The sequence below is a fragment of the Bradyrhizobium cedriense genome, from assembly GCF_054602315.1.
The window spans coordinates 14,859-33,769 of the sequence record NZ_JBTSWB010000010.1; the positions used below are offsets into that span (position 1 = coordinate 14,859).

Annotated in this window: 17 protein-coding genes; 10 read left to right on the forward strand and 7 right to left on the reverse strand. The window is 64.6% G+C overall.

Annotated elements, in window-relative coordinates:
- Window positions 1–2: 2 nt before the first annotated feature.
- From ACYCVF_RS32270 to ACYCVF_RS32285, 4 genes are all read right to left on the reverse strand, one after another.
- Entirely contained in the window at window positions 3–881 is an 879-nt protein-coding gene (locus ACYCVF_RS32270) for a branched-chain amino acid ABC transporter permease (protein ID WP_459603683.1), read from the reverse strand.
- A 13-nt stretch (window positions 882–894) separates the two neighbouring features.
- Window positions 895–1,608, reverse strand: coding sequence for an ABC transporter ATP-binding protein (locus ACYCVF_RS32275; RefSeq protein ID WP_025033919.1), 714 nt, complete (start codon window positions 1,606–1,608; stop codon window positions 895–897).
- Window positions 1,605–2,402 (reverse strand): ABC transporter ATP-binding protein, encoded by a 798-nt coding sequence (locus ACYCVF_RS32280; protein ID WP_459603684.1) that lies wholly within the window; start codon window positions 2,400–2,402, stop codon window positions 1,605–1,607. The genes ACYCVF_RS32275 and ACYCVF_RS32280 overlap by 4 nt, the downstream gene beginning before the upstream one ends.
- Window positions 2,403–2,468: 66 nt before the next feature.
- A complete protein-coding gene (locus ACYCVF_RS32285) occupies window positions 2,469–3,335 on the reverse strand; it encodes an IclR family transcriptional regulator (RefSeq protein ID WP_459603685.1) in 867 nt (288 codons plus the stop codon).
- Window positions 3,336–3,466: 131 nt separating this feature from the next.
- On the opposite strand from ACYCVF_RS32285, the gene ACYCVF_RS32290 reads away from it, so the two are divergent.
- The 6 genes from ACYCVF_RS32290 (at window position 3,467) to ACYCVF_RS32315 (ending at window position 12,046) form a co-directional block, all read left to right on the forward strand.
- Complete coding sequence (locus tag ACYCVF_RS32290; RefSeq protein WP_459603686.1) at window positions 3,467–5,563, forward strand: 3-hydroxyacyl-CoA dehydrogenase NAD-binding domain-containing protein; 2,097 nt, start codon at window positions 3,467–3,469, stop codon at window positions 5,561–5,563.
- A gap of 125 nt (window positions 5,564–5,688) precedes the next feature.
- The gene (gene pimA, locus ACYCVF_RS32295; RefSeq protein WP_459603687.1) at window positions 5,689–7,371 is read left to right on the forward strand and encodes a dicarboxylate--CoA ligase PimA; all 1,683 of its coding nucleotides are present in this window, start codon (window positions 5,689–5,691) and stop codon (window positions 7,369–7,371) included.
- Window positions 7,368–8,555, forward strand: a complete 1,188-nt coding sequence (locus tag ACYCVF_RS32300; RefSeq protein WP_459603688.1) for an acetyl-CoA C-acyltransferase — start codon at window positions 7,368–7,370, stop codon at window positions 8,553–8,555. The genes pimA and ACYCVF_RS32300 overlap by 4 nt, the downstream gene beginning before the upstream one ends.
- Before the next feature lie 90 nt (window positions 8,556–8,645).
- Window positions 8,646–9,836, forward strand: a complete 1,191-nt coding sequence (pimC, locus tag ACYCVF_RS32305) for a pimeloyl-CoA dehydrogenase large subunit (RefSeq protein ID WP_459603689.1) — start codon at window positions 8,646–8,648, stop codon at window positions 9,834–9,836.
- Window positions 9,837–10,006: 170 nt separating this feature from the next.
- The gene (gene pimD, locus ACYCVF_RS32310; protein WP_459603690.1) at window positions 10,007–11,149 is read left to right on the forward strand and encodes a pimeloyl-CoA dehydrogenase small subunit; all 1,143 of its coding nucleotides are present in this window, start codon (window positions 10,007–10,009) and stop codon (window positions 11,147–11,149) included.
- A 123-nt stretch (window positions 11,150–11,272) separates the two neighbouring features.
- On the forward strand, window positions 11,273–12,046 hold the full coding sequence (locus tag ACYCVF_RS32315; RefSeq protein ID WP_459603691.1) for an SDR family NAD(P)-dependent oxidoreductase: 774 nt from the start codon (window positions 11,273–11,275) through the stop codon (window positions 12,044–12,046).
- Here the strand turns inward: ACYCVF_RS32315 and ACYCVF_RS32320 are convergent.
- Together ACYCVF_RS32320 and ACYCVF_RS32325 are read right to left on the reverse strand one after the other, a co-directional pair.
- The gene (locus ACYCVF_RS32320; RefSeq protein ID WP_459603692.1) at window positions 12,027–12,929 is read right to left on the reverse strand and encodes a hypothetical protein; all 903 of its coding nucleotides are present in this window, start codon (window positions 12,927–12,929) and stop codon (window positions 12,027–12,029) included. The two genes, ACYCVF_RS32315 and ACYCVF_RS32320, sit on opposite strands and share 20 nt — an antisense overlap.
- 1 nt (window position 12,930) lies before the next feature.
- Window positions 12,931–14,289, reverse strand: coding sequence for an MBOAT family O-acyltransferase (locus ACYCVF_RS32325; protein WP_459607023.1), 1,359 nt, complete (start codon window positions 14,287–14,289; stop codon window positions 12,931–12,933).
- A gap of 528 nt (window positions 14,290–14,817) precedes the next feature.
- Here ACYCVF_RS32325 and glpK point away from each other — a divergent pair.
- The 3 genes from glpK to ACYCVF_RS32340 all read left to right on the forward strand — a co-directional run bounded on the left by glpK (window position 14,818) and on the right by ACYCVF_RS32340 (window position 17,547).
- On the forward strand, window positions 14,818–16,323 hold the full coding sequence (gene glpK, locus ACYCVF_RS32330) for a glycerol kinase GlpK (RefSeq protein ID WP_459603694.1): 1,506 nt from the start codon (window positions 14,818–14,820) through the stop codon (window positions 16,321–16,323).
- Between the two features lie 95 nt (window positions 16,324–16,418).
- On the forward strand, window positions 16,419–17,045 hold the full coding sequence (locus tag ACYCVF_RS32335; protein ID WP_459607025.1) for a hypothetical protein: 627 nt from the start codon (window positions 16,419–16,421) through the stop codon (window positions 17,043–17,045).
- Between the two features lie 28 nt (window positions 17,046–17,073).
- Window positions 17,074–17,547, forward strand: a complete 474-nt coding sequence (locus tag ACYCVF_RS32340; RefSeq protein WP_459603695.1) for a TNF domain-containing protein — start codon at window positions 17,074–17,076, stop codon at window positions 17,545–17,547.
- Between the two features lie 34 nt (window positions 17,548–17,581).
- Here ACYCVF_RS32340 and ACYCVF_RS32345 read toward each other — a convergent pair whose 3' ends face one another.
- Window positions 17,582–18,028: a DUF6636 domain-containing protein gene (locus tag ACYCVF_RS32345; protein WP_459603696.1), complete on the reverse strand. Its 447-nt coding sequence runs from the start codon at window positions 18,026–18,028 to the stop codon at window positions 17,582–17,584.
- Window positions 18,029–18,210: 182 nt separating this feature from the next.
- Between ACYCVF_RS32345 and ACYCVF_RS32350 the strand changes: the two genes are divergently transcribed.
- Window positions 18,211–18,840 carry a glutathione S-transferase family protein gene (locus ACYCVF_RS32350; protein ID WP_459603697.1) on the forward strand — a complete coding sequence of 210 codons (630 nt, stop codon included), beginning with the start codon at window positions 18,211–18,213 and terminating at the stop codon, window positions 18,838–18,840.
- The last annotated feature ends 71 nt before the right edge of the window (window positions 18,841–18,911 follow it).

The window sequence follows — 18,911 nt, forward strand, 5'->3', positions numbered from 1 at the left end:
GATCAAACTCGCTTGACGATGTGCCGGCCGAACAGGCCAGCGGGTTTGACGACCAGGACGGAGATGATCAGCGCGAGCGCGATCGGGAGCTTCAACTCGTTGCCGACGCCGGGAATGTAGGTGCCGGCGAGGTTCTCGAAGACGCCCACCAGGAAGCCGCCGACGACGGCACCGAACGGGCTGCTCAGTCCGCCGAGCACCGCGGCGGCGAAGCCGTAGATCAGGACGCCGCCCATCATGTTGGGCTCGAGGAACACGACCGGGGCGATCAGCATGCCGGCGATCGAGCCGATTGCGGTTGCCATGCCCCAGCCCAGCGCGATCATCCAGCTCGTGTTGATGCCGACGAGGCGGGCCGATTCAGGCACCGAGGCGGCCGCGCGCATCGCAAGGCCGATCCGGGTGTACTGGAAGAAGAAGTACAGGCCGAGCAAGAGCAGCACGGTGACGCCGATCATGCCGGCCTGATGGGTCGAGATCAGCTGGCTGCCGAGAAACGGCGAGGAGCCGAACGGGGTCGGGTACTGCTTGATGGTGAAGTCCCAGATCAGGCCGGCCGAGGAGTTGATGATCGCAAACAGCGCGATGAAGCCGGCGACGTTGGTCAGCACCGGCGCCTTCGCGAGCGGCTTGAACAGGATGCGCTCGATCGCGATGCCGGCGACGAAGGAGAATGCCAGCGTCATCAGGAAGGCGGCCCAATAGGACGCGCCCCACTGCATCAGCTGCCAGGAGATGAAGGTCGAGAACATCGCCATCTCGCCCTGTGCGAAGTTGAGATGATCGATGGCCTGGTAGATCATGACCACGGCGAGCGCCATGCAGGCGTAGATCGCGCCCGTGGCGATGCCGGCCAGGACCTGGTTGGTGAACAGTTCCATTGTCCCGGCTCCCTCAGTAACCCAGATAGGATTTGCGGATTTCTTCGTTGTTCGCGATGTCCTTGGCCTTGCCCGACATCACGATCCGACCGGTCTCGATCACATAGGCCTGGTCGGCGAGCTCGAGCGCGAGCTGCGCGTTCTGTTCGACCACCAGGATCGACACCTTGTCCTCGCGGTTGATCTTGCCGAGGATGCCGAACAGATCGCGCACGACCAGCGGTGCGAGGCCGAAGGACGGCTCGTCGAGCAGCATCAGCCGCGGCCGCAGCATCAGCGCGCGGGCGACCGCGAGCATCTGCTGCTCGCCGCCGGACAGCGTGCCGGCCACCTGGGTGTGCCTCTGCTTCAGCACCGGGAAGTGCGCGTACATGCGCTCGATGTCGGAGACGATGCCGGCGCTGTCCTTGCGGGTGATGGCGCCGAGCTGCAGGTTCTCCTCCACCGTCATGGTGGTGAAGGTGCCGCGGCCCTGCGGCACGTGGGCGATGCCGAACCGCACGATGCTTTCGGTCGAGCGGTTGTTCAGAGGCTTGCCTTCGAATTCGATCGCCCCGGTCGAGCGCACCATGTTGCAGATCGCGCGCAGTGTCGTGGTCTTGCCGGCGCCGTTGGCACCGAGCAGCGTCACCAGCGAGCCCTCGTTGAGCGAGAAGGACAGGCCATGGAGTGCCTGGACCTGGCCGTAATAGGCGCGCAGGTCCTTGACGTTGAGCAGCGTCGTCATTGGTCCTTGCTCCCGAGATACGCCTTGATGACGTCGGGGTCGGCCTGCACCTGGGCGGGCGTCCCCTCCGCGAGCTTCTTGCCGAAATTCAGCGCGACGACGTGGTCGGCGATCGACATCACGAGGCCCATGTGGTGCTCGACCAGGAGCACGGTCATGTGGCGTTCGTCGCGAATGCGACGGATGAGAGCTCCGAGCACGTAGACTTCCTCGTGGTTGAGGCCGCCGGCAGGCTCGTCGAGTAGCAGGATCTTCGGATCGGCCGCCAGTGCGCGCGCCAGCTCGACCCGCTTCTGCGTACCGAAGGGCAGGCCGGAGACGATGGTGTGGGCGACGTCCTCGAGGTCGAGATAGGCGAGGATCTCGTGCACCTTCTTGTTGACGCTGGTCTCGCTGCGCCGCACCCAGGCAAGCCTCAGGGAGTCGCTGATGATGTCGCTGGAGGTCTTCGAATGCGCGCCGACGCGGACGTTGTCCATCACGGAGAGGTTCGGAAACAGCGCCACGTTCTGAAAGGTGCGGCCGATGCCGATCTCGGCGATGCGGTGCGGCGGCCGCGACAGGATGCTCACGCCGTCCATCAGGATGTCGCCGGACGACGGCTGATACAGCCGCGAGAGGCAGTTGAAGAGCGTGGTCTTGCCGGCGCCGTTGGGGCCGATCAATCCGAGGATCTGGCCCTGGTGCATGTCGAAGGACACGCCGTTGAGCGCGATGATTCCGCCGAACACGACGCTGACGTCGCGAACCGCGAGCAGGGGCGATGTCCCCTGCGCGAGCTGTGCCTGCGTCATCTCGTCTCGCTCACATCGTTCGATGAGCGATGGGGCGATGCGAACCGCTCCCGGCGATGACAAAAGCTATCTGAACCCCTCGGCCAAGCGTGCAACTTTCCCTCCTGATTTCAGCTTTTTGCTGACGTCTTTTTTTGAATGCGGCATTAGACCCCCGAGTGCCGCTTCGATGTTCCTTACCATCGCAAGCAGACGCGGTCCAATGTCGTTGATCAAACGCTCTTCCGTGAAACGGAATGCGGGCGCACCGCAATTGAACGCGTAAGGTCCGGTTCCGTCGTTGAGCTTGAGCGCGACGCCGGCGGCACCGATGTCGTCGTGCCAGTCGCCAACGGATATCGCAAAGCCGTATTTCGCCACGGTCTCGCCGGAACGCTCCAATCCGTCGCGCATCTTCGGCCAGCGGCTGCCGTAATGCTCGCGCAGCAGCCGCGAGAGCTCTGCGCGATCGTCGGCGTCGAGCGCCCAGAAATAGGCGCGACCCATCGCACTGGTTGCAATCGGCACGCGGGAGCCGACGTCGAGTTGAACGCCGACCGTCTCGCTGCCGCGGCTCTGTCCGAAATAGATCATGCTGTGACGGTCGCGGCCGCCGACGGCGACGGCCCCGCCGGTCGCGCGCATCATCTCTTCGCGGAACGGCTCGGACAAATGCCGAACGCCGAGATTGGCGAGCGCGGCGTAACCGAGCGACATCGCCGCGGGGGTGAGCTGGTACTTCTCGAAGCGGGGAACCGGCGCCAGATAACCCAGCTTGGTCAACGTGTAGGTCAGCCGCGACACGGTCGGCTTGGGCAGATTTGTCCGCGCCGCGATTTCCTGATTGCCGAGAAGACCGTCATTGGGGTGGAATGCGCGCAATACGTCCAGTCCGCGAGAAAGCGCGACGACGAAATTCCGGTCGGTCGCAGTCTTCTTTCCTGTACGCTTCATCCCTGATCTGCTTCTTGCGCGGAGTCGTTGACAACGTCCGTGCTTCAAAATAACCCTGCCGTCAAGATGCGGAATTAAATTCCGCACCGCGAAATCGAACAAAAGTAAATCCCCACCCAAGGAGGGACACCGTGAGCGAAGTGGTCAAGCTTGAGCGTCATGATGAGGTCGGCATCGTCACGGTCGACAGCCCTCCGGTCAATGCGCTGAGTGCCGCAGTCCGCGGCGGGATCTTCGAGTGCATCAAGTCCGCGATCGCCGATCCCGCCATCAAGGGCATCGTGCTGACCTGCGCCGGCCGCACCTTCATCGCCGGCGCCGACATCACCGAATTCGGCAAGCCGCCGAAGCCGCCGGCTCTCAACGACGTGCTGTCCGAGATCGAGAATTCACCGAAGCCGGTCGTTGCCGCAATCCATGGCACCGCGCTTGGTGGCGGGCTCGAGGTCGCGCTGGCCTGTCACTACCGCGTCGCGGTGAAAGAAGCCAAGCTCGGCCTGCCCGAGGTGAAGCTCGGCCTGTTGCCGGGCGCCGGTGGCACCCAGCGCCTGCCCCGTGCGGTCGGGCCTGAACTCGCGGTCAAGATGATCGTCGGCGGCGACCCCATCGGTGCGGCGGAAGCGCTGAAGAACGGCCTGATCGAGGAGATCGTCGAAGGCCCGGCCTCGGGCGGCGAAGCCTTCGTGCGCAAGCTGCTGGCCGAGAAGCGTCCGCTGCGGCGCCTGCGCGACGATGATTCCAAGCTCGCGGCGGCCAAGGCCGACCGCTCGATCTTCACCAACGCCGTCGCCGCCATGACCAAGAAGTCGCGCGGCCTGGAGGCGCCGTTCGCGGCGGCTGACGCCGTCGGCTACGCCATCGACCTTCCGTTCGACGAAGGGCTGAAGAAGGAGCGCGAGGGCTTCTTGAAGCTCGTCGCCAGCGACCAGTCCAAGGCGCAGCGCTATGCGTTCTTCGCCGAGCGTGAAGCCGCCAAGATCGCCGGCGTCCCCGAAGGCACCAAGCCGCGCCCCGTTAACCGTGTCGCCATTCTCGGCGCCGGCACCATGGGCGGCGGCATCGCGATGTCGTTCGCCAATGCCGGCATTCCCGTCACCCTGATCGAGACCGCCGAGGAGCAGCTCAAGCGCGGCATGGGCGTGATGCAGAAGAACTGGGAAGCCACCGCGGCGCGCGGCGGCATCCCGGCCGACGCTCCGGCCAAGCGCATGGCGCTGATCGACGGCAAGGTCGGCATCGAGAATGTCGGCGATGCCGATCTCGTCATCGAAGCCGTGTTCGAGACCATGGCGGTGAAGAAGGAGGTGTTCGGCAAGCTCGATCAGTACGCCAAGCCCGGCGCGGTGCTCGCCTCCAACACCTCCTACCTCAACATCGACGAGATCGCGAAGTCGACCAAGCGTCCGCAGGACGTGCTCGGCATGCACTTCTTCTCGCCGGCCAACGTCATGAAGCTGTGCGAGATCGTGCGCGCCGACAAGACCGCGCCGGACGCGCTGGTGACCGCCGTGACCATTGCCCGCAAGATCGCAAAGGTGCCGGCCGTGGTCGGCGTCTGCGACGGTTTCGTCGGCAACCGCATGCTCGCCCAGCGCGGCAAGCAGTCAGAGAAGCTGCTGTTCGAAGGCGCGTTGCCGCAGCAGGTCGACGCCGTCGTCACCAGGTTCGGCATGCCGATGGGGCCGTTCGCGATGGGCGACCTCGCCGGCCTCGACATCGGCTGGCGCTCGCGGAAGGACCGCGGCATCAAGTCCGAGATCGCGGACGCGCTGTGCGAAGCCGGCCGCTTCGGCCAGAAGACCGGCAAGGGCTACTACAAGTATGAAGCCGGTTCGCGCGCGCCGCTGCCCGATCCCGAGGTCGAGAAGCTGATCGACGAGACGCTGCTGCGCCTCGGCCGCAAGAAGCGCGTCGTCAGCGACGAGGAGATCCTCGAGCGCATGATGTACCCGATGATCAACGAGGGCGCTAAAATCCTCGAAGAGGGGATTGCGGCGCGTCCCTCCGACATCGACGTGGTCTGGCTCTACGGCTATGGCTGGCCGATCTACCGCGGCGGTCCGATGTTCTGGGCCGACAGCGTCGGCCTGAAGCACATCGCCGACCGCCTGTCGTTCTACGCCAAGGAGACCAACGACCCCAGCCTCGAGCCCGCCGCGCTGCTGAAGAAGCTTGCGGCCGAGGGCAAGACGTTCGCCTCGCTCGCGGCGGCGTCGAAAGCGGCGTGAGGGGGCTTCATGCTCCAACTCTCAGTCATTCCGGGGCGCCCGCAGGGCGAACCCGGAATCTCGAGATTCCGGGTTCGATGCTTCGCATCGCCCCGGAATGACGGTTTGCGTGGTTTAAGGAATCAATGACCCATCCCGGCAAACAGTTTTACCCCGAGGGCGTGCGGTGGGACGACACCATCGTTGAGGGCACGCTCCCGGATCTCCTGTCGAAGGCCGCCGCTGAGTACGGTCCGCGTACGGCGCTGGAATTCCGGGACCGTCCGATCACCTACACCGAGCTCGCCGCGATGGCCGAGCGCGCGGCCGCGGCGTTTCTTCGCGAGGGCATCGGCAAGAACTCTTCCGTCGCGTTGTTCCTCGGCAACACGCCGGACCACCCCGTCAATTTCTTCGGTGCGCTCAAGGCCGGCGCCCGCGTTGCGCACCTCTCCCCGCTCGACGGCGAGATCGCACTGACGCACAAGGTCTCGGACTCCGGCTCGCGCCTGCTTGTCACCTCGAATCTCCAGGCGCTGCTGCCGACCGCGCTGAAATTCCTGGAGAAGGGCCTGATCGATCGCCTGGTCGTCTGCGAGGACGATCATTGGGGCAAGGTCGGCACGCCGCAGGCGGCGATCCCCAACGATCCCCGCATCGTCACCTTCAAGGCCTTCGTCGAGGGCGCGAATGCGCCGGCAGAGTGGCCGACAGTGACCGCAGACGACGTCGCGCTGCTGCAATATACCGGCGGCACCACGGGCCTGCCCAAGGGCGCCATGCTCACCCACGGCAATCTCACCTCGGCGGTGTCGATTTACGATGTCTGGGGCAAGCCGTCGCGCGCCGCGCGCGGCGACGTCGCCGAGCGCGTGATCTGCGTGCTGCCGCTGTTCCACATCTATGCGCTCACCGTCGTGCTGCTGTCCTCGCTCAGCCGCGGCCATCTGATCTCGCTCCACCAGCGCTTCGACGTCGAGGCGGTGATGCGCGACATCGAAATCAAGCGCGCGACCTACTTTCCCGGCGTGCCGACGATGTGGATCGCGATCGCGGCGCTGCCCGATCTCGACAAGCGCGACTTCTCCTCGCTCGCCACCATCGGCTCCGGCGGCGCGCCGCTGCCGGTGGAGATCGCGAACTTCTTCGAGCGCAAGGTAGGCAAGAAGCTGCGCAGCGGCTGGGGCATGACCGAGACCTGCTCGCCCGGCACCGGCCACCCGCCGACGGGCCCGGACAAGCCCGGCTCGATCGGCCTGACGCTGCCGGGCATCGAGCTCGACGTCGTCGCGCTCGACGATCCCCGGCGCGTGCTTCCGCCGGGCGAAGTCGGCGAGATCCGCATCAAGGGCCCGAACGTCACCAGGGGTTACTGGAACAGGCCGGAAGGATCCACGGATGCCTTCGTCGACGGCCGCTTCCTCACCGGCGACATCGGCTATGTCGATACCGACGGCTATTTCTTCCTGGTCGATCGCAAGAAGGACATGATCATCTCCGGCGGCTTCAACGTCTATCCGCAGATGATCGAGCAGGCGATCTATACCATCCCCGGCGTGCACGAGGTGATCGTGCTCGGCATCCCCGACCAGTATCGCGGCGAGGCCGCAAAGGCCTTCATCAAGCTGAAACCCGGCGCAAGGCCGTTCTCGCTCGACGAGCTGCGCGCGCAGCTCAATGGCAAGCTCGGCAAGCACGAGCTGCCGGCCGAGGTCGAGTTCGTCGACGACTTGCCGCGCACGCCGGTCGGAAAATTGTCGCGCCACGAATTGCGCCAGCAACAGAAACCGTCACAATCCGCTCAACAATCATCAGGAGGTCGCTCTTGACCGACGCCGTCATCGTTTCCACCGCCCGCACCCCGATCGGCAAGGCCTATCGCGGCGCGCTCAACGCCACCGAGGGCGCGACCCTGCTCGGCCACGCCATCGGTGAGGCCGTCGCACGCGCCAAGGTCGACCCGAAGGAGATTGAGGACGTCGTGATGGGCGCAGCGCTCCAGCAGGGCGCGACCGGGGGCAACATCGCGCGCAAGGCGCTGCTGCGCGCCGGCCTGCCCGTCACGGTCGCCGGCACCACCATCGACCGGCAATGCGCCTCCGGCCTGCAGGCGATCGCGCTTGCCGCGCGCTCGGTGCTCTTCGACGGCGTCGAGATCGCGGTCGGCGGCGGCGGCGAGTCGATTTCGCTGGTGCAGAACGACAAGATGAACGGTTTTCACGCGCAGGACCCGGCTCTGCTCAAGATCAAGGGCGAGGTCTACATGCCCATGATCGACACGGCCGAGGTCGTCGCCAAGCGCTACGGCATCTCGCGCGAGAAGCAGGACGAATATTCGCTGGAGAGCCAGCGCCGCACCGCGGCCGCGCAGCAGGGCGGCAAGTTCAAGGACGAGATCGCCCCGATCACCACGCAGATGGCGGTCACCGACAAGGCGACCGGCGCCGTTTCAATGAAGGAGGTCACGCTGGCGCAGGACGAAGGTCCGCGCCCCGAGACCACCGCTGAAGGCCTCGCCGGCCTCAAGCCGGTGCGCGGCGACGGTTTCACCGTCACCGCCGGCAATGCCAGCCAGCTCTCCGACGGCGCCAGCGCCTGCGTGATCATGAGCGACAAGGAAGCCGCCAGGCGCGGCCTCAAGCCGCTCGGCATCTTCCGGGGCTTCGTCTCCGCCGGCTGCGAGCCGGACGAGATGGGCATCGGCCCGGTCTTCGCCGTGCCGCGCCTTTTGAAGCGCCACGGCCTCAGCGTCGACGACATCGGCCTGTGGGAGCTCAACGAAGCCTTCGCGGTGCAGGTGCTGTACTGCCGCGACAAGCTCGGCATCGACCCCGAGAAGATCAACGTCGACGGCGGCGCGATCTCGGTCGGCCATCCCTACGGCATGTCGGGCGCGCGGCTCACCGGCCACGCCCTGATCGAAGGCCGCCGCCGCAAGGCGAAATACGCGGTCGTCACCATGTGCGTCGGCGGCGGTATGGGCGCCGCGGGGCTGTTCGAGGTGCTGCAGTAAATGTTTCTGTCATTCCGGGCCTGCGCCTTACGGCGCATCCCGGAATGACGGCGGGTTTGGTAAGAACAAAATCGCTCACAGGAGGATCCGATGGATCTCGCATTCACGAAGGAAGAGCAGGCGTTTCGCGAGGAAGTGCGGCAGTTCTTCCGCGACAACGTGCCGCCGGAGACGCGGCGCAAGATGGTCGAAGGCCGTCATCTCTCGAAGGACGAGATGGTGACGTGGTGGCGCATCCTCAACAAGAAGGGCTGGGGCGTCAGCCACTGGCCGAAGGAGTATGGCGGCACGGGGTGGACCGCCGTGCAGCACTACATCTTCAACGAGGAGCTTCAGGCTCACCCGGCACCGCAGCCGCTCGCCTTCGGCGTCAGCATGGTCGGTCCCGTGATCTACACCTTCGGCAACGAGGAGCAGAAGAAGAAATATCTGCCGCGCATCGCCAATGTCGACGATTGGTGGTGCCAGGGCTTCTCCGAGCCCGGCTCCGGCTCCGACCTCGCCTCGCTCAAGACCAGGGCCGAGCGCAAGGGCGACAAGTGGATCATCAACGGCCAGAAGACCTGGACCACGCTGGCCCAGCACGCCGACATGATCTTCTGCCTCTGCCGCACCGACAACAACGCCAAGAAGCAGATGGGCATCTCCTTCATCGTGTTCTCGATGAAGTCGAAGGGCGTCACCGTGCGCCCGATCCAGACCATCGACGGCGGCCATGAGGTCAACGAGGTCTTCTTCGACGACGTCGAGGTGCCCTACGAGAACCTGATCGGCGAGGAGAACAAGGGCTGGGACTACGCCAAGTTCCTGCTCGGCAACGAGCGCACCGGCATCGCGCGCGTCGGCGTCTCCAAGGAGCGCATCCGCCGCATCAAGGATCTCGCCGCCAGGGTCGAATCGGGCGGCAAGCCGATCCTCCAGGATCCCGCGTTCCGCGAGAAGCTGGCGGCCTGCGAGATCGAGCTGAAGGCGCTCGAGCTGACCCAGCTCCGCGTCGTCGCCGACGAGGGCAAGCACGGCAAGGGCAAGCCCAATCCAGCCTCGTCCGTGCTCAAGATCAAGGGCTCCGAGATCCAGCAGACCACCACCGAGCTGCTGATGGAAGTGATCGGCCCGTTCGCCGCGCCTTACGACGTGCACGGCGACGACGGCTCCAACGAAGTCATGGACTGGACCGCCCAGATCGCACCGAGCTACTTCAACAACCGCAAGGTCTCGATCTACGGCGGCTCCAACGAGATCCAGCGCAACATCATCGCCAAGGCGGTGCTGGGGCTGTGACGCAACAATGACGGTGTCGTCCCCCGCGAAGGCGGGGGACCCAGTACGCCGCGGCAGTCGGGAGTACGACGGGCTGCTGCGTTTACTGGATCCCCGCCTTCGCGGGGATGACGACTGAGGGGAACGCGACGGCGAGGCATGACACCCACCGTCGATTTTTGGAGAGACAGATGGATTTTGACCTGAACGAGGAGCAGCGGCTTCTCAAGGAAAGCATCGACGGCCTGCTGACCGATTCCTACGATTTCGAGCAGCGCAAGAAGTACATGAAGGAGAAGGGCGGCTGGAGCAAAGCGGTCTGGCTCAAGCTCGCCGAGCAGGGCCTGCTCGGCCTGCCCTTCGCAGAGGCCGATGGCGGCTTCGGCGGCGGCGGCGTCGAGACCATGATCGTGATGGAGGCGCTCGGCAAGGCGCTGGTGCTCGAGCCTTATCTCGCGACCGTCGTGATCGGCGGCGGCTTCCTGCGCCATGCCGGCACCGAGGCGCAGAAGGCCGCGCACGTGCCCGGGATCATCGACGGCAGCAAGACGCTCGCCTTCGCCCAGCTCGAGAAGAACTCGCGCTATGATCTGTTCGACGTCGCCACGACGGCGAAGAAGAAGGGCGACGGCTGGGTGATCGACGGCGAGAAGTTCGTCGTGCTCAACGGCGAGAACGCCGACACACTCATCGTCACCGCGCGCACCAAGGGCACGCGCCGCGACAAGTCCGGCATCGGCGTGTTCCTGGTCCCCGCCGACGCAAAGGGCGTCGGCAGGAAGGGTTATCCGACCCAGGACGGCCTGCATGCGGCCGACATCACCTTCACCGGCGTCGAAATCGGTCCGGACGCGGTGCTCGGCAATCCCGAGGATTCGCTGCCGCTGATCGAGCGCGTCGTCGACGAAGCCCGTATCGCGCTTTGCGCCGAGGCGGTCGGCCTGATGGACGAGTCGCTCAAGACGACGGTCGAGTACATCAAGACCCGCAAGCAGTTCGGCGTCGCGATCGGCTCGTTCCAGTCGCTGCAGCACCGCGCCTCGGACATGTTCGTCGCGGCCGAGCAGGCGCGCTCGATGTCGATGTTCGCGACCATGGCTGGCGATTTCGAGGACGCCAGTGAGCGCAGCAACGCCATCGCCGCCGCCAAGGTGCAGATCGGCAAGTCGGCCAAGTTCGTCGGTCAGCAGTCGATCCAGTTGCACGGCGGCATCGGCATGACCATGGAGGCGAAGATCGGCCACTACTTCAAGCGTCTCACCATGATCGAGAACACCTTCGGCGACACCGAATACCACCAGCGCCGCGTGGCTGATGCGGGCGGGTTGATCTGACGCCTTGGCGTCGTCCCGGGGCGCGCGTAGCGCGAACCCGGGATCTCGCGCCACAACCTCTGGATTCCGGGTTCACGCGCGATGCGCGTGCCCCGGAATGACGATAAGACAGAGAGTCACAAAATGAAGAACACCCCGTTCGATCTCACCGGCAAGGTCGCCGTGGTCACCGGCTCCAGCCGCGGCATCGGCCGCTCCTCCGCCGAGCTCCTCGCCAAGCTCGGAGCGAAGGTCGTGGTCTCCTCGCGCAAGGCCGACGCCTGCAAGGAAGTCGCCGACGGCATCAATGCGGCCGGCGGCGAGGCTGCCGTCATCCCCTGCAACATCGCGCGCAAGGCCGAGGTCGAGGCGCTGATCGCAGGCGCGACGAAGCATTACGGCAAGATCGACATCCTCGTCTGCAACGCCGCGGTGAACCCGTATTACGGCCCGCTGCTCGACATCACCGACGAAGCCTTCGACAAGATCATGGGCAGCAACGTCAAGAGCAACATCTGGCTCTCCGCGCTGGCGATCCCGCAAATGGCCGAGCGCGGCAACGGCTCCGTCGTCATCATCTCGTCCATCGGCGGCCTGCGCGGCTCCACCGTGATCGGCGCCTACGGCATCTCGAAGGCCGCCGACTTCGCGCTGTGCCGTTCGCTCGCCGGTGAATGGGGCCCGAAAGGCGTCCGCGTCAACTGCATCGCGCCCGGCCTGGTCAGGACCGACTTCGCCCGCGCCCTGTGGGAAGACGAAGCCAATCTGAAGCGCCGCACCGCCACCACGCCGCTCCGCCGCATCGGCGAACCCGACGAGATCGCCGGCGCTGTCGCCTATCTCGCCTCCGACGCCTCGAGCTTCATGACCGGCCAGACCATCGTCATCGACGGCGGCGTCACAACGGCGGCGGTGTAGCCGCTGCTGCTCGCGCGCCCAGCGCCCGTTCCATGGCGCGGACGACGATCAAGGCCGATCGTTCATCGAGATGCACGCCGTCGGCCCAGCGCAGTTCGACCATCGGCGGCTCGACCGGCAGCCATAGCGCGCGATCCGGGAAGGCCTCGTCGACGATCGCCCGCGTCGTTCGAACCAGGCGGGTGTCCTCGATCTCCGGTGCGAAGGGAACGTGCATGAGGAAGACGCGGCTGCCGCGACGTTGCAGATCGTCGATGGCTCGTCGGATGCGGACCACATTCGCGCGTGCCGGCGCGGTCGGATCACCGTCGTTCATCTGCTCCCGCGCGCGATCGAGATAGACCTTGTTGTCGAACGTATCAGGCGGTTGGTTGAGCAGGCGATCGTGCCCGGCGCGTGCTTGGACGGCATCGCGGGCGGCGTGATTCCAGGTTTCATAGGCCGCGACCGTCGTTCGCACCGGACGTAGCAGTAGCGCGTCCGCGCGCGCGCCACCTGAGAATATCTCGGTCAGCGCGCGGTCGGCCTCGCGCGAAAGAATGTTCGTCTCGATCAGGACGACCCTGGGCAGGCTTGCCTGCCCAGCGACGATCTCGAGCCCGGTCACCGGCGAGCCTCCGGCCAGCGCCAGATTTCGGACGCGGGGCAGCGAGAAATACTCCTCCTTGAGACGCCACGTCACCGAGCTGCCGACCAGCACGATGTCAGGCGTGGGCTCCCGCACATAGCGGTTGAGGGTGACGAGGCTGCCGTCGCGGGTGGTGACGGCCGGCTGTTGCAGCGCCGAGCCGAAGCGCGCGGTGGCGAGGCCGCAGGCGAGCAGCAGCGCCGCCGCGACGCAAGCACACTTGATCAGCCATGAAAGCGTCGGTTCCTGCCGCATGTCAGAACTGGAAGTAGATGAACGCGCTGTCGGGCCCCGCTTCGAGATAAGCGAGCGCCGCCAGCGCACCATAGAGATAGGGCTCCCATCGCCGCAACCGGCCTTCGACGAGCGCGCCGATGCCGATATGCTGGATGATCACCGGCAAGGCGTAGAGCAGGGCGAGGTTGGTGAACAGTTTCGGCGGATTGGGGACGTCGGTCGCGATGAACATTCCCTGGAGGTAGCCGAGCGCGTGGTCGAAATTCGGCAGCTTGAAGAAGATCCAGAGCATCGTCACGCAGAAGAAGACGATTCCCATCCGGATCAGGCGCACCGCAGGGCTTTCGTCGCCGATAAGCTTCAGGAACGGCCGCTCGATGACGAGCAACAGCCCGTGCGCCATGCCCCACAGCGCGTAGCTCAGGCTCGCGCCATGCCAGAGCCCGCCCAGCGTCATCACGATCATCAGATTGAGATAGGTGCGCCCCACGCCATGCCGGTTGCCGCCGAGGGGAATGTACAGATAGGTCCTGAGCCAGGTCGACAGGGAGATATGCCAGCGCGTCCAGAACTCCGAGAACGATGTCGAGATGTAGGGCAGGTTGAAGTTCACGGGCAGGCGGTAGCCGAACAGGAGACCGAGGCCGAGCGCGATCGCGGAGTAGCCGAAGAAGTCGGCATAGATCTGGTAGCTGTAGAGGAACACGAGCAGCCAGCGGTCCTGCGTGCGCAGCGTCTCGTAGAGCGGGAAATCCATGTAGGACGTCATCTCGTTGAGATTGTTCGCCACATACAGCTTGAAGAAATAGCCGACGAGAATCCATTTCGCGGCCTCGATGAAGGCGACGTCGCCGATCCGCTTGGGCACGATCTGCGGCATGAACTGGGCCGCGCGCGTGATCGGTCCGGACACCAGCTGCGGGAAGAAGATGATGTAGAGAAAGACGTCGCGCAGGGGCACGGTGCGCTTCTCGCGCGTGAGATCGACCAGCAGGCTGATGTTGTGGAACACGAAGAACGAGATGCCGATCGGCAGCGGCAGCCGCAGCAGGAAATCGAGCGGCGCGACACCGGTCAGAGGGGCGGCGCCGGCATCGACGAACAGGAACTTGTACTTGAAGAACGCCAGCAGGCCGAGATTGAAGGCGATGCCGGCCGGCATCCAGACGGCTCGGTTCTCGAACGCGAGCACCAGGCAGACATGGGTTCCGAGCACCGCGACGAGCAGCAGCGGCAGCAGCTCGGGCTGGCCGAAGCCGTAGAAGAACACGCTGGCGGCCACGAGCAGCTGCACCTGGAAACGGCGCAACGGCGGCAGGTAATAGGCGCCGAACACGACGGCGACGAAGACGCCGAACTGAAAAGAGGTGAAAGTCATGCCGCCCCCGTTGGCACGATTCGGCGTGTAACATCTTTGCGGGAACGGTCCTAGTCTTGCGCGATAGGCACAGCGCGACGACGGCGGTGATCCGACCGTGAACGGCCTGAGATGCATTGGAGGCACGCTTCCTGCACGGCTATCGCATATGGCATGCACAGTGTGGCGGCAGCGGCAGTGAACTCCCTCTCCCGCTTGCGGGGGAGGGTTGGGGTGGGGGCTTTCTCGGCACTGGGGTTGTCGAGAATTGCGGAGAGAATCCCCAAGTGGTGAGAGCCCTCACCCGCCGCGCTGGGGACGATGCTTCGCATCGTCCGGCGCGCGTCGGCCTCTCCCGCAAGCGGGAGGCGGAGCAAGCCCGCGGTCCCTGCCCATAAGCGATAGCCCTGCCCTCCAGGGGAGGGTCAGCAAGCGCCCCGCTCATCCAATCTTGACCTTCCGCCTCCAATCCGCTCCCTTTGCCGCGAGACAATGATCCCCCAGGGGAAACGCCAAGAAAGCGCCAAGAAAACACCAGGGTAAGCCGCCATGTCTTTCGTCCTTGCCATCGACCAGGGCACCACCTCCTCGCGCGCGATCGTGTTTCGCGGCGATATTTCCATTGCGGCGAAGGCGCAGGCCGAGTTTCCGCAGCACTTTCCGGCCTCGGGCTGGGTCGAGCACGAGCCCGAGGACATCTGGACCTCGACCGTGAGCGTGTGCCGCGATGCGATCGCGCAGGCCGGCATCAGCGCGAAGGACATCGCCGCGATCGGCATCACCAACCAGCGCGAGACCACCGTGGTGTGGGACCGCGCCACCGGGCAGGCGGTGCACCGCGCCATCGTCTGGCAGGACCGCCGCACCGCCGACATCTGCGCGAAACTGAAAGCCGACGGCCGCGAGCCGGTGATTTCGCAGAAGACCGGCCTGATCATCGATCCCTATTTCTCCGGCACCAAGGTCGCCTGGATCCTGGACCACGTCCCAGGCGCGCGGGCGCGCGCCGCCCGCGGCGAATTGATGTTCGGCACCGTCGATAGCTATCTGCTCTGGCGCCTCACGGGCGGCAAGGTGCACGCCACCGATGCCACCAATGCCTCGCGCACATTGCTGTTCAACATCCACACCGGGCAGTGGGACGACGAGCTCTTGGAGATCATCGGCGTGCCGCGCTCGATGCTGCCCGAGGTGAAGGATTCCTCCGCGCGCTTCGGCGAGAGCACGCCCGACCTGTTCGGCGGGCCCATCGCCATTTCGGGCATCGCCGGCGACCAGCAGGCCGCCACCATCGGCCAGGCCTGCTTCCGCCCGGGCATGATGAAGTCCACCTACGGCACCGGCTGCTTCGCGCTGCTCAACACCGGCACCACGCCTGTCGTGTCGAAGAACAAGCTGCTCACAACCGTCGCCTACCAGCTCGACGGCAAGCGCACCTATGCGCTCGAAGGCTCCATCTTCGTCGCCGGCAGCGCCGTGCAATGGCTGCGCGACGGCCTCGGCATCATCAAGCACGCCGCCGAGACAGGTCCGCTCGCCGATCAATCCGATTCCATGCAGAGCGTCTATCTCGTCCCCGCCTTCGTCGGCATGGGCGCGCCCTACTGGAATCCGCGCGTGCGCGGCGCGCTGTTCGGCCTCACCCGCAACACCGGCCCGGCGGAGCTTGCCCATGCTGCGCTGGAAAGCGTTTGTTACCAGACCTTCGACCTCTGGGCAGCGATGCGCGCGGACTGGCCGAGCTCGGAGACCGCCAGCGTCGTGCTCCGCGTCGACGGCGGCATGACGGCGTCGGACTGGACCATGCAGCGCCTCGCCGATCTGCTCGATGCCCCGGTCGATCGCCCCGTGATCCAGGAGACCACGGCGCTGGGCGCCGCCTACCTCGCCGGCCTCAATGCCGGCGTCTATCCGGAGCCGACCAGGTTCGCCGACAACTGGCGCCTGGAACACCGGTTCAAGCCGAACATGAGCCAGGCCACACGCGAGCGGAAGCTGGCGGGTTGGGCACGCGCGGTGAAGGGCGTGCTCGCGAGCGACGAGGGGGAGGGGTAGGCCGGAGCTTACTTGCGGCTCAATGCTTCGATGGGTAGAACGATTGTGCACATGCAACTTCGATGGCTGCATGCAGGAATTCGGAACGGTCTCGAATGGATGAAATCTTCAAGCGGGCCATTGCCAATGTGATTAGGCATGGCGACACGGACATTTTTCCGTTTCCAGTCGAGAATCACATTTTCTTCGACAAACCGACCGAAACCCTCACGCTGCTTCAAGAAATACACCGGGATTTTGATGGGCATCTGAGCCGGCACCCACCGGCTCATGACGCTGCGCTCGCTCCCGTAAACTACACTGGTTTTCGCTGGGCCACGCAAATGGACCCGTTGTGGAACCTCTATTTCCTTGCTCTTGTCCTCGCGATTGCAGAGAAAATTGAAGCTGCCCGACTTCCAGCAAGCGCCAAAAGAGTCTTTTCCTATCGCTACCGGTGGAGCGAAGAACGAGCAGACATTTTCGACGATATCGGCAGCTGGCGCGAGTTCATGGAATGCTCCCTTGAACGCGCCGCAATAGCGAAGTTTGTCGTGGTCTGTGATATTTCAGAGTTTTATCCGCGACTAGGACACCATCGACTGGAAAATGCGCTTCTTCAGCTGGGTACACTCGGAGATAATGGCATCTACGTCTCCGTCGAGGCGCGGACTAATCAACGAAACGGCTTTCACGATTTTCTGTCACGAAGTGAGGCGCAATGTCAGCTGGCCGCCACCTAAGGTGACGATGGAAGATGTACGAAGGGCCATGGCCGAAGTGCACCTGCGCGCTACACACAGAGAGTTACGAGTTCAAGCAGGTGCTTCTGACAACGTCACGGAGGAAGAACTCTTCGATATCGAGGAGCAGCGTAATCGGCTTTCGCGCATGTTCTGCTTCGATCGAGGGCTCGACACGCTGCTTATTGAGCCAAGCTTTCCTGGGTGCGGTATGATTGACGCCGGAAAGGGCGATCTGATTTACTCGAAAGCGCTTTTTGAGATTAAGGCAGGGGACCGTCTCTTCCGCTCTGTAGATGTTCGGCAGCTAATAATTTATAGCGCACTGAACTTCGTTTCAAACCGTTTCCAAATCGATAGTTTGGGTCTATTCAATCCGCGGGTGGGGATTTCGGCAACAATATCAGTTGACGATTTGTGCACCGAGATCAGCGGTAAGAAATCTGGCGATCTCTTCTTCGATATTGTGGCGGCAGTATCAAGCGGCGACATTTCGCGGTGAAGGCGAAATATATGAAGCAGTGACCACTGCTTTGTCATCGAGCGTTGCTTGATAGCTCACTTGAGAATACCTCCTGATTCCTCCTCGCCAGCGAAAACCCCCGCTGCATCGCATTGAAGCACGTCAGCCCCGTCTGCTCCGACCGGCATGTGAAACTCCCGCGCTGCCATACCTCGCCATAGGCGAGCACTGGCAGCGACGGGTCCATCACGGTGTCGCCGGCGCAGATGCGCCCCGCAGCTCCCTTTGCGCTCATCTCGAAGGCGTGGCCCCAGTCGAGCTCGCAATCGGCAGGCCGCCGCGGCCGGCTCTCCATGCTCATGATGTCGCAGCGGAGCACGCCCTGCCCGTTGTCCGTGAAGAACTGGCAGGCGATGTTCTTCGACGGTGTCTGAAAGCCGATCGGGCGGTCCTGGGCCTGGGCGACGTTCGCGGAGAGCAAAGCGAGCCCAAGTGCAATCGGTGTCAGCGGTCTCATCATGCGCGTTCCTGCATCCAGCTCTGTCATGCCCGGACTTGATCCGGGCATCCATCGTTTTCTAATCTCAGGAAGGATGGATTGCCGGGTCCCGGCTCCGCAAAGCTTCGCCGGTGCCACGATCTCGCTCGGGCGCCGAGGCCTGAACGACGGCGGCAAGCCCGGTAATGACGAGAGGTTCTGCCATGTTCCTGATCGGCCAATATGATTCCCCCTTCGTCCGCCGCGTCGCGATTGCGCTCCGGCTCTACGGGCTCGCCTTCGAGCACAGACCGTGGTCGACCTTCGGCGATGCCGACAAGATCGCACCGTACAATCCGCTGCGCCGGGTGCCGACGCTGGTGCTCGACGACGGCGAGGCGCTGATCGAAAGCACGATCATCCTGGATTATCTCGACGAGCTCGTCGGCGAGGACAGGGCGATGCTGCCGCGCAGCGGGGCCGAGCGGCGCAAACATCTCCGCATCTGCGCGCTCGCCTCCGGCCTCGGCGACAAGGCGGTGAGCCTGCTCTACGAGCGGGTGCTTCGGAAGGAGCAACTCGCGCTGTGGGTCGAGCGCTGTCAGGCGCAGATTGGTGACGTCCTCAAGGTGCTCGAAGCCGAGCGCGCCAAGGTGACGACGCCGTACTGGCTGGGCGATCGCATCGGCCACGCCGACGTCGTGGTGGCCTGCGTCGTCCGCTTCACCCGCGAGGCGCATCCGCAGCTGTTCGACGCGTCACGCTATCCAGCATTGAGCGCGCATGCCGAGCGCTGCGAGGCGCTGGCCCCGTTTAGGGAGATCGTGCAGCCGCTGGCGCCGCCGAAGGGGTGAGGCGCTGTCATTCCGGGGGCGCGAAGCGCGAGCCCGGAATCCATCGTGCGGAGGATGATGCGGACAAATGG

Excerpts from the sequence above, each read along its gene's own strand:
- pimA (WP_459603687.1), top strand. The coding sequence starts at position 5,689 with ATGACCCATCCCGGCAAACAGTTTTACCCCGAGGGCGTGCGGTGGGAC.
- ACYCVF_RS32325 (WP_459607023.1), bottom strand. The coding sequence starts at position 14,289 with ATGACTTTCACCTCTTTTCAGTTCGGCGTCTTCGTCGCCGTCGTGTTC.
- ACYCVF_RS32270 (WP_459603683.1), bottom strand. The coding sequence starts at position 881 with ATGGAACTGTTCACCAACCAGGTCCTGGCCGGCATCGCCACGGGCGCG.
- ACYCVF_RS32280 (WP_459603684.1), bottom strand. The coding sequence starts at position 2,402 with ATGACGCAGGCACAGCTCGCGCAGGGGACATCGCCCCTGCTCGCGGTT.
- ACYCVF_RS32345 (WP_459603696.1), bottom strand. The coding sequence starts at position 18,028 with ATGATGAGACCGCTGACACCGATTGCACTTGGGCTCGCTTTGCTCTCC.
- pimC (WP_459603689.1), top strand. The coding sequence starts at position 8,646 with ATGGATCTCGCATTCACGAAGGAAGAGCAGGCGTTTCGCGAGGAAGTG.
- ACYCVF_RS32320 (WP_459603692.1), bottom strand. The coding sequence starts at position 12,929 with ATGCGGCAGGAACCGACGCTTTCATGGCTGATCAAGTGTGCTTGCGTC.
- glpK (WP_459603694.1), top strand. The coding sequence starts at position 14,818 with ATGTCTTTCGTCCTTGCCATCGACCAGGGCACCACCTCCTCGCGCGCG.
- ACYCVF_RS32285 (WP_459603685.1), bottom strand. The coding sequence starts at position 3,335 with ATGAAGCGTACAGGAAAGAAGACTGCGACCGACCGGAATTTCGTCGTC.
- ACYCVF_RS32275 (WP_025033919.1), bottom strand. The coding sequence starts at position 1,608 with ATGACGACGCTGCTCAACGTCAAGGACCTGCGCGCCTATTACGGCCAG.
- pimD (WP_459603690.1), top strand. The coding sequence starts at position 10,007 with ATGGATTTTGACCTGAACGAGGAGCAGCGGCTTCTCAAGGAAAGCATC.
- ACYCVF_RS32335 (WP_459607025.1), top strand. The coding sequence starts at position 16,419 with ATGGATGAAATCTTCAAGCGGGCCATTGCCAATGTGATTAGGCATGGC.
- ACYCVF_RS32315 (WP_459603691.1), top strand. The coding sequence starts at position 11,273 with ATGAAGAACACCCCGTTCGATCTCACCGGCAAGGTCGCCGTGGTCACC.
- ACYCVF_RS32350 (WP_459603697.1), top strand. The coding sequence starts at position 18,211 with ATGTTCCTGATCGGCCAATATGATTCCCCCTTCGTCCGCCGCGTCGCG.
- ACYCVF_RS32340 (WP_459603695.1), top strand. The coding sequence starts at position 17,074 with ATGGCCGAAGTGCACCTGCGCGCTACACACAGAGAGTTACGAGTTCAA.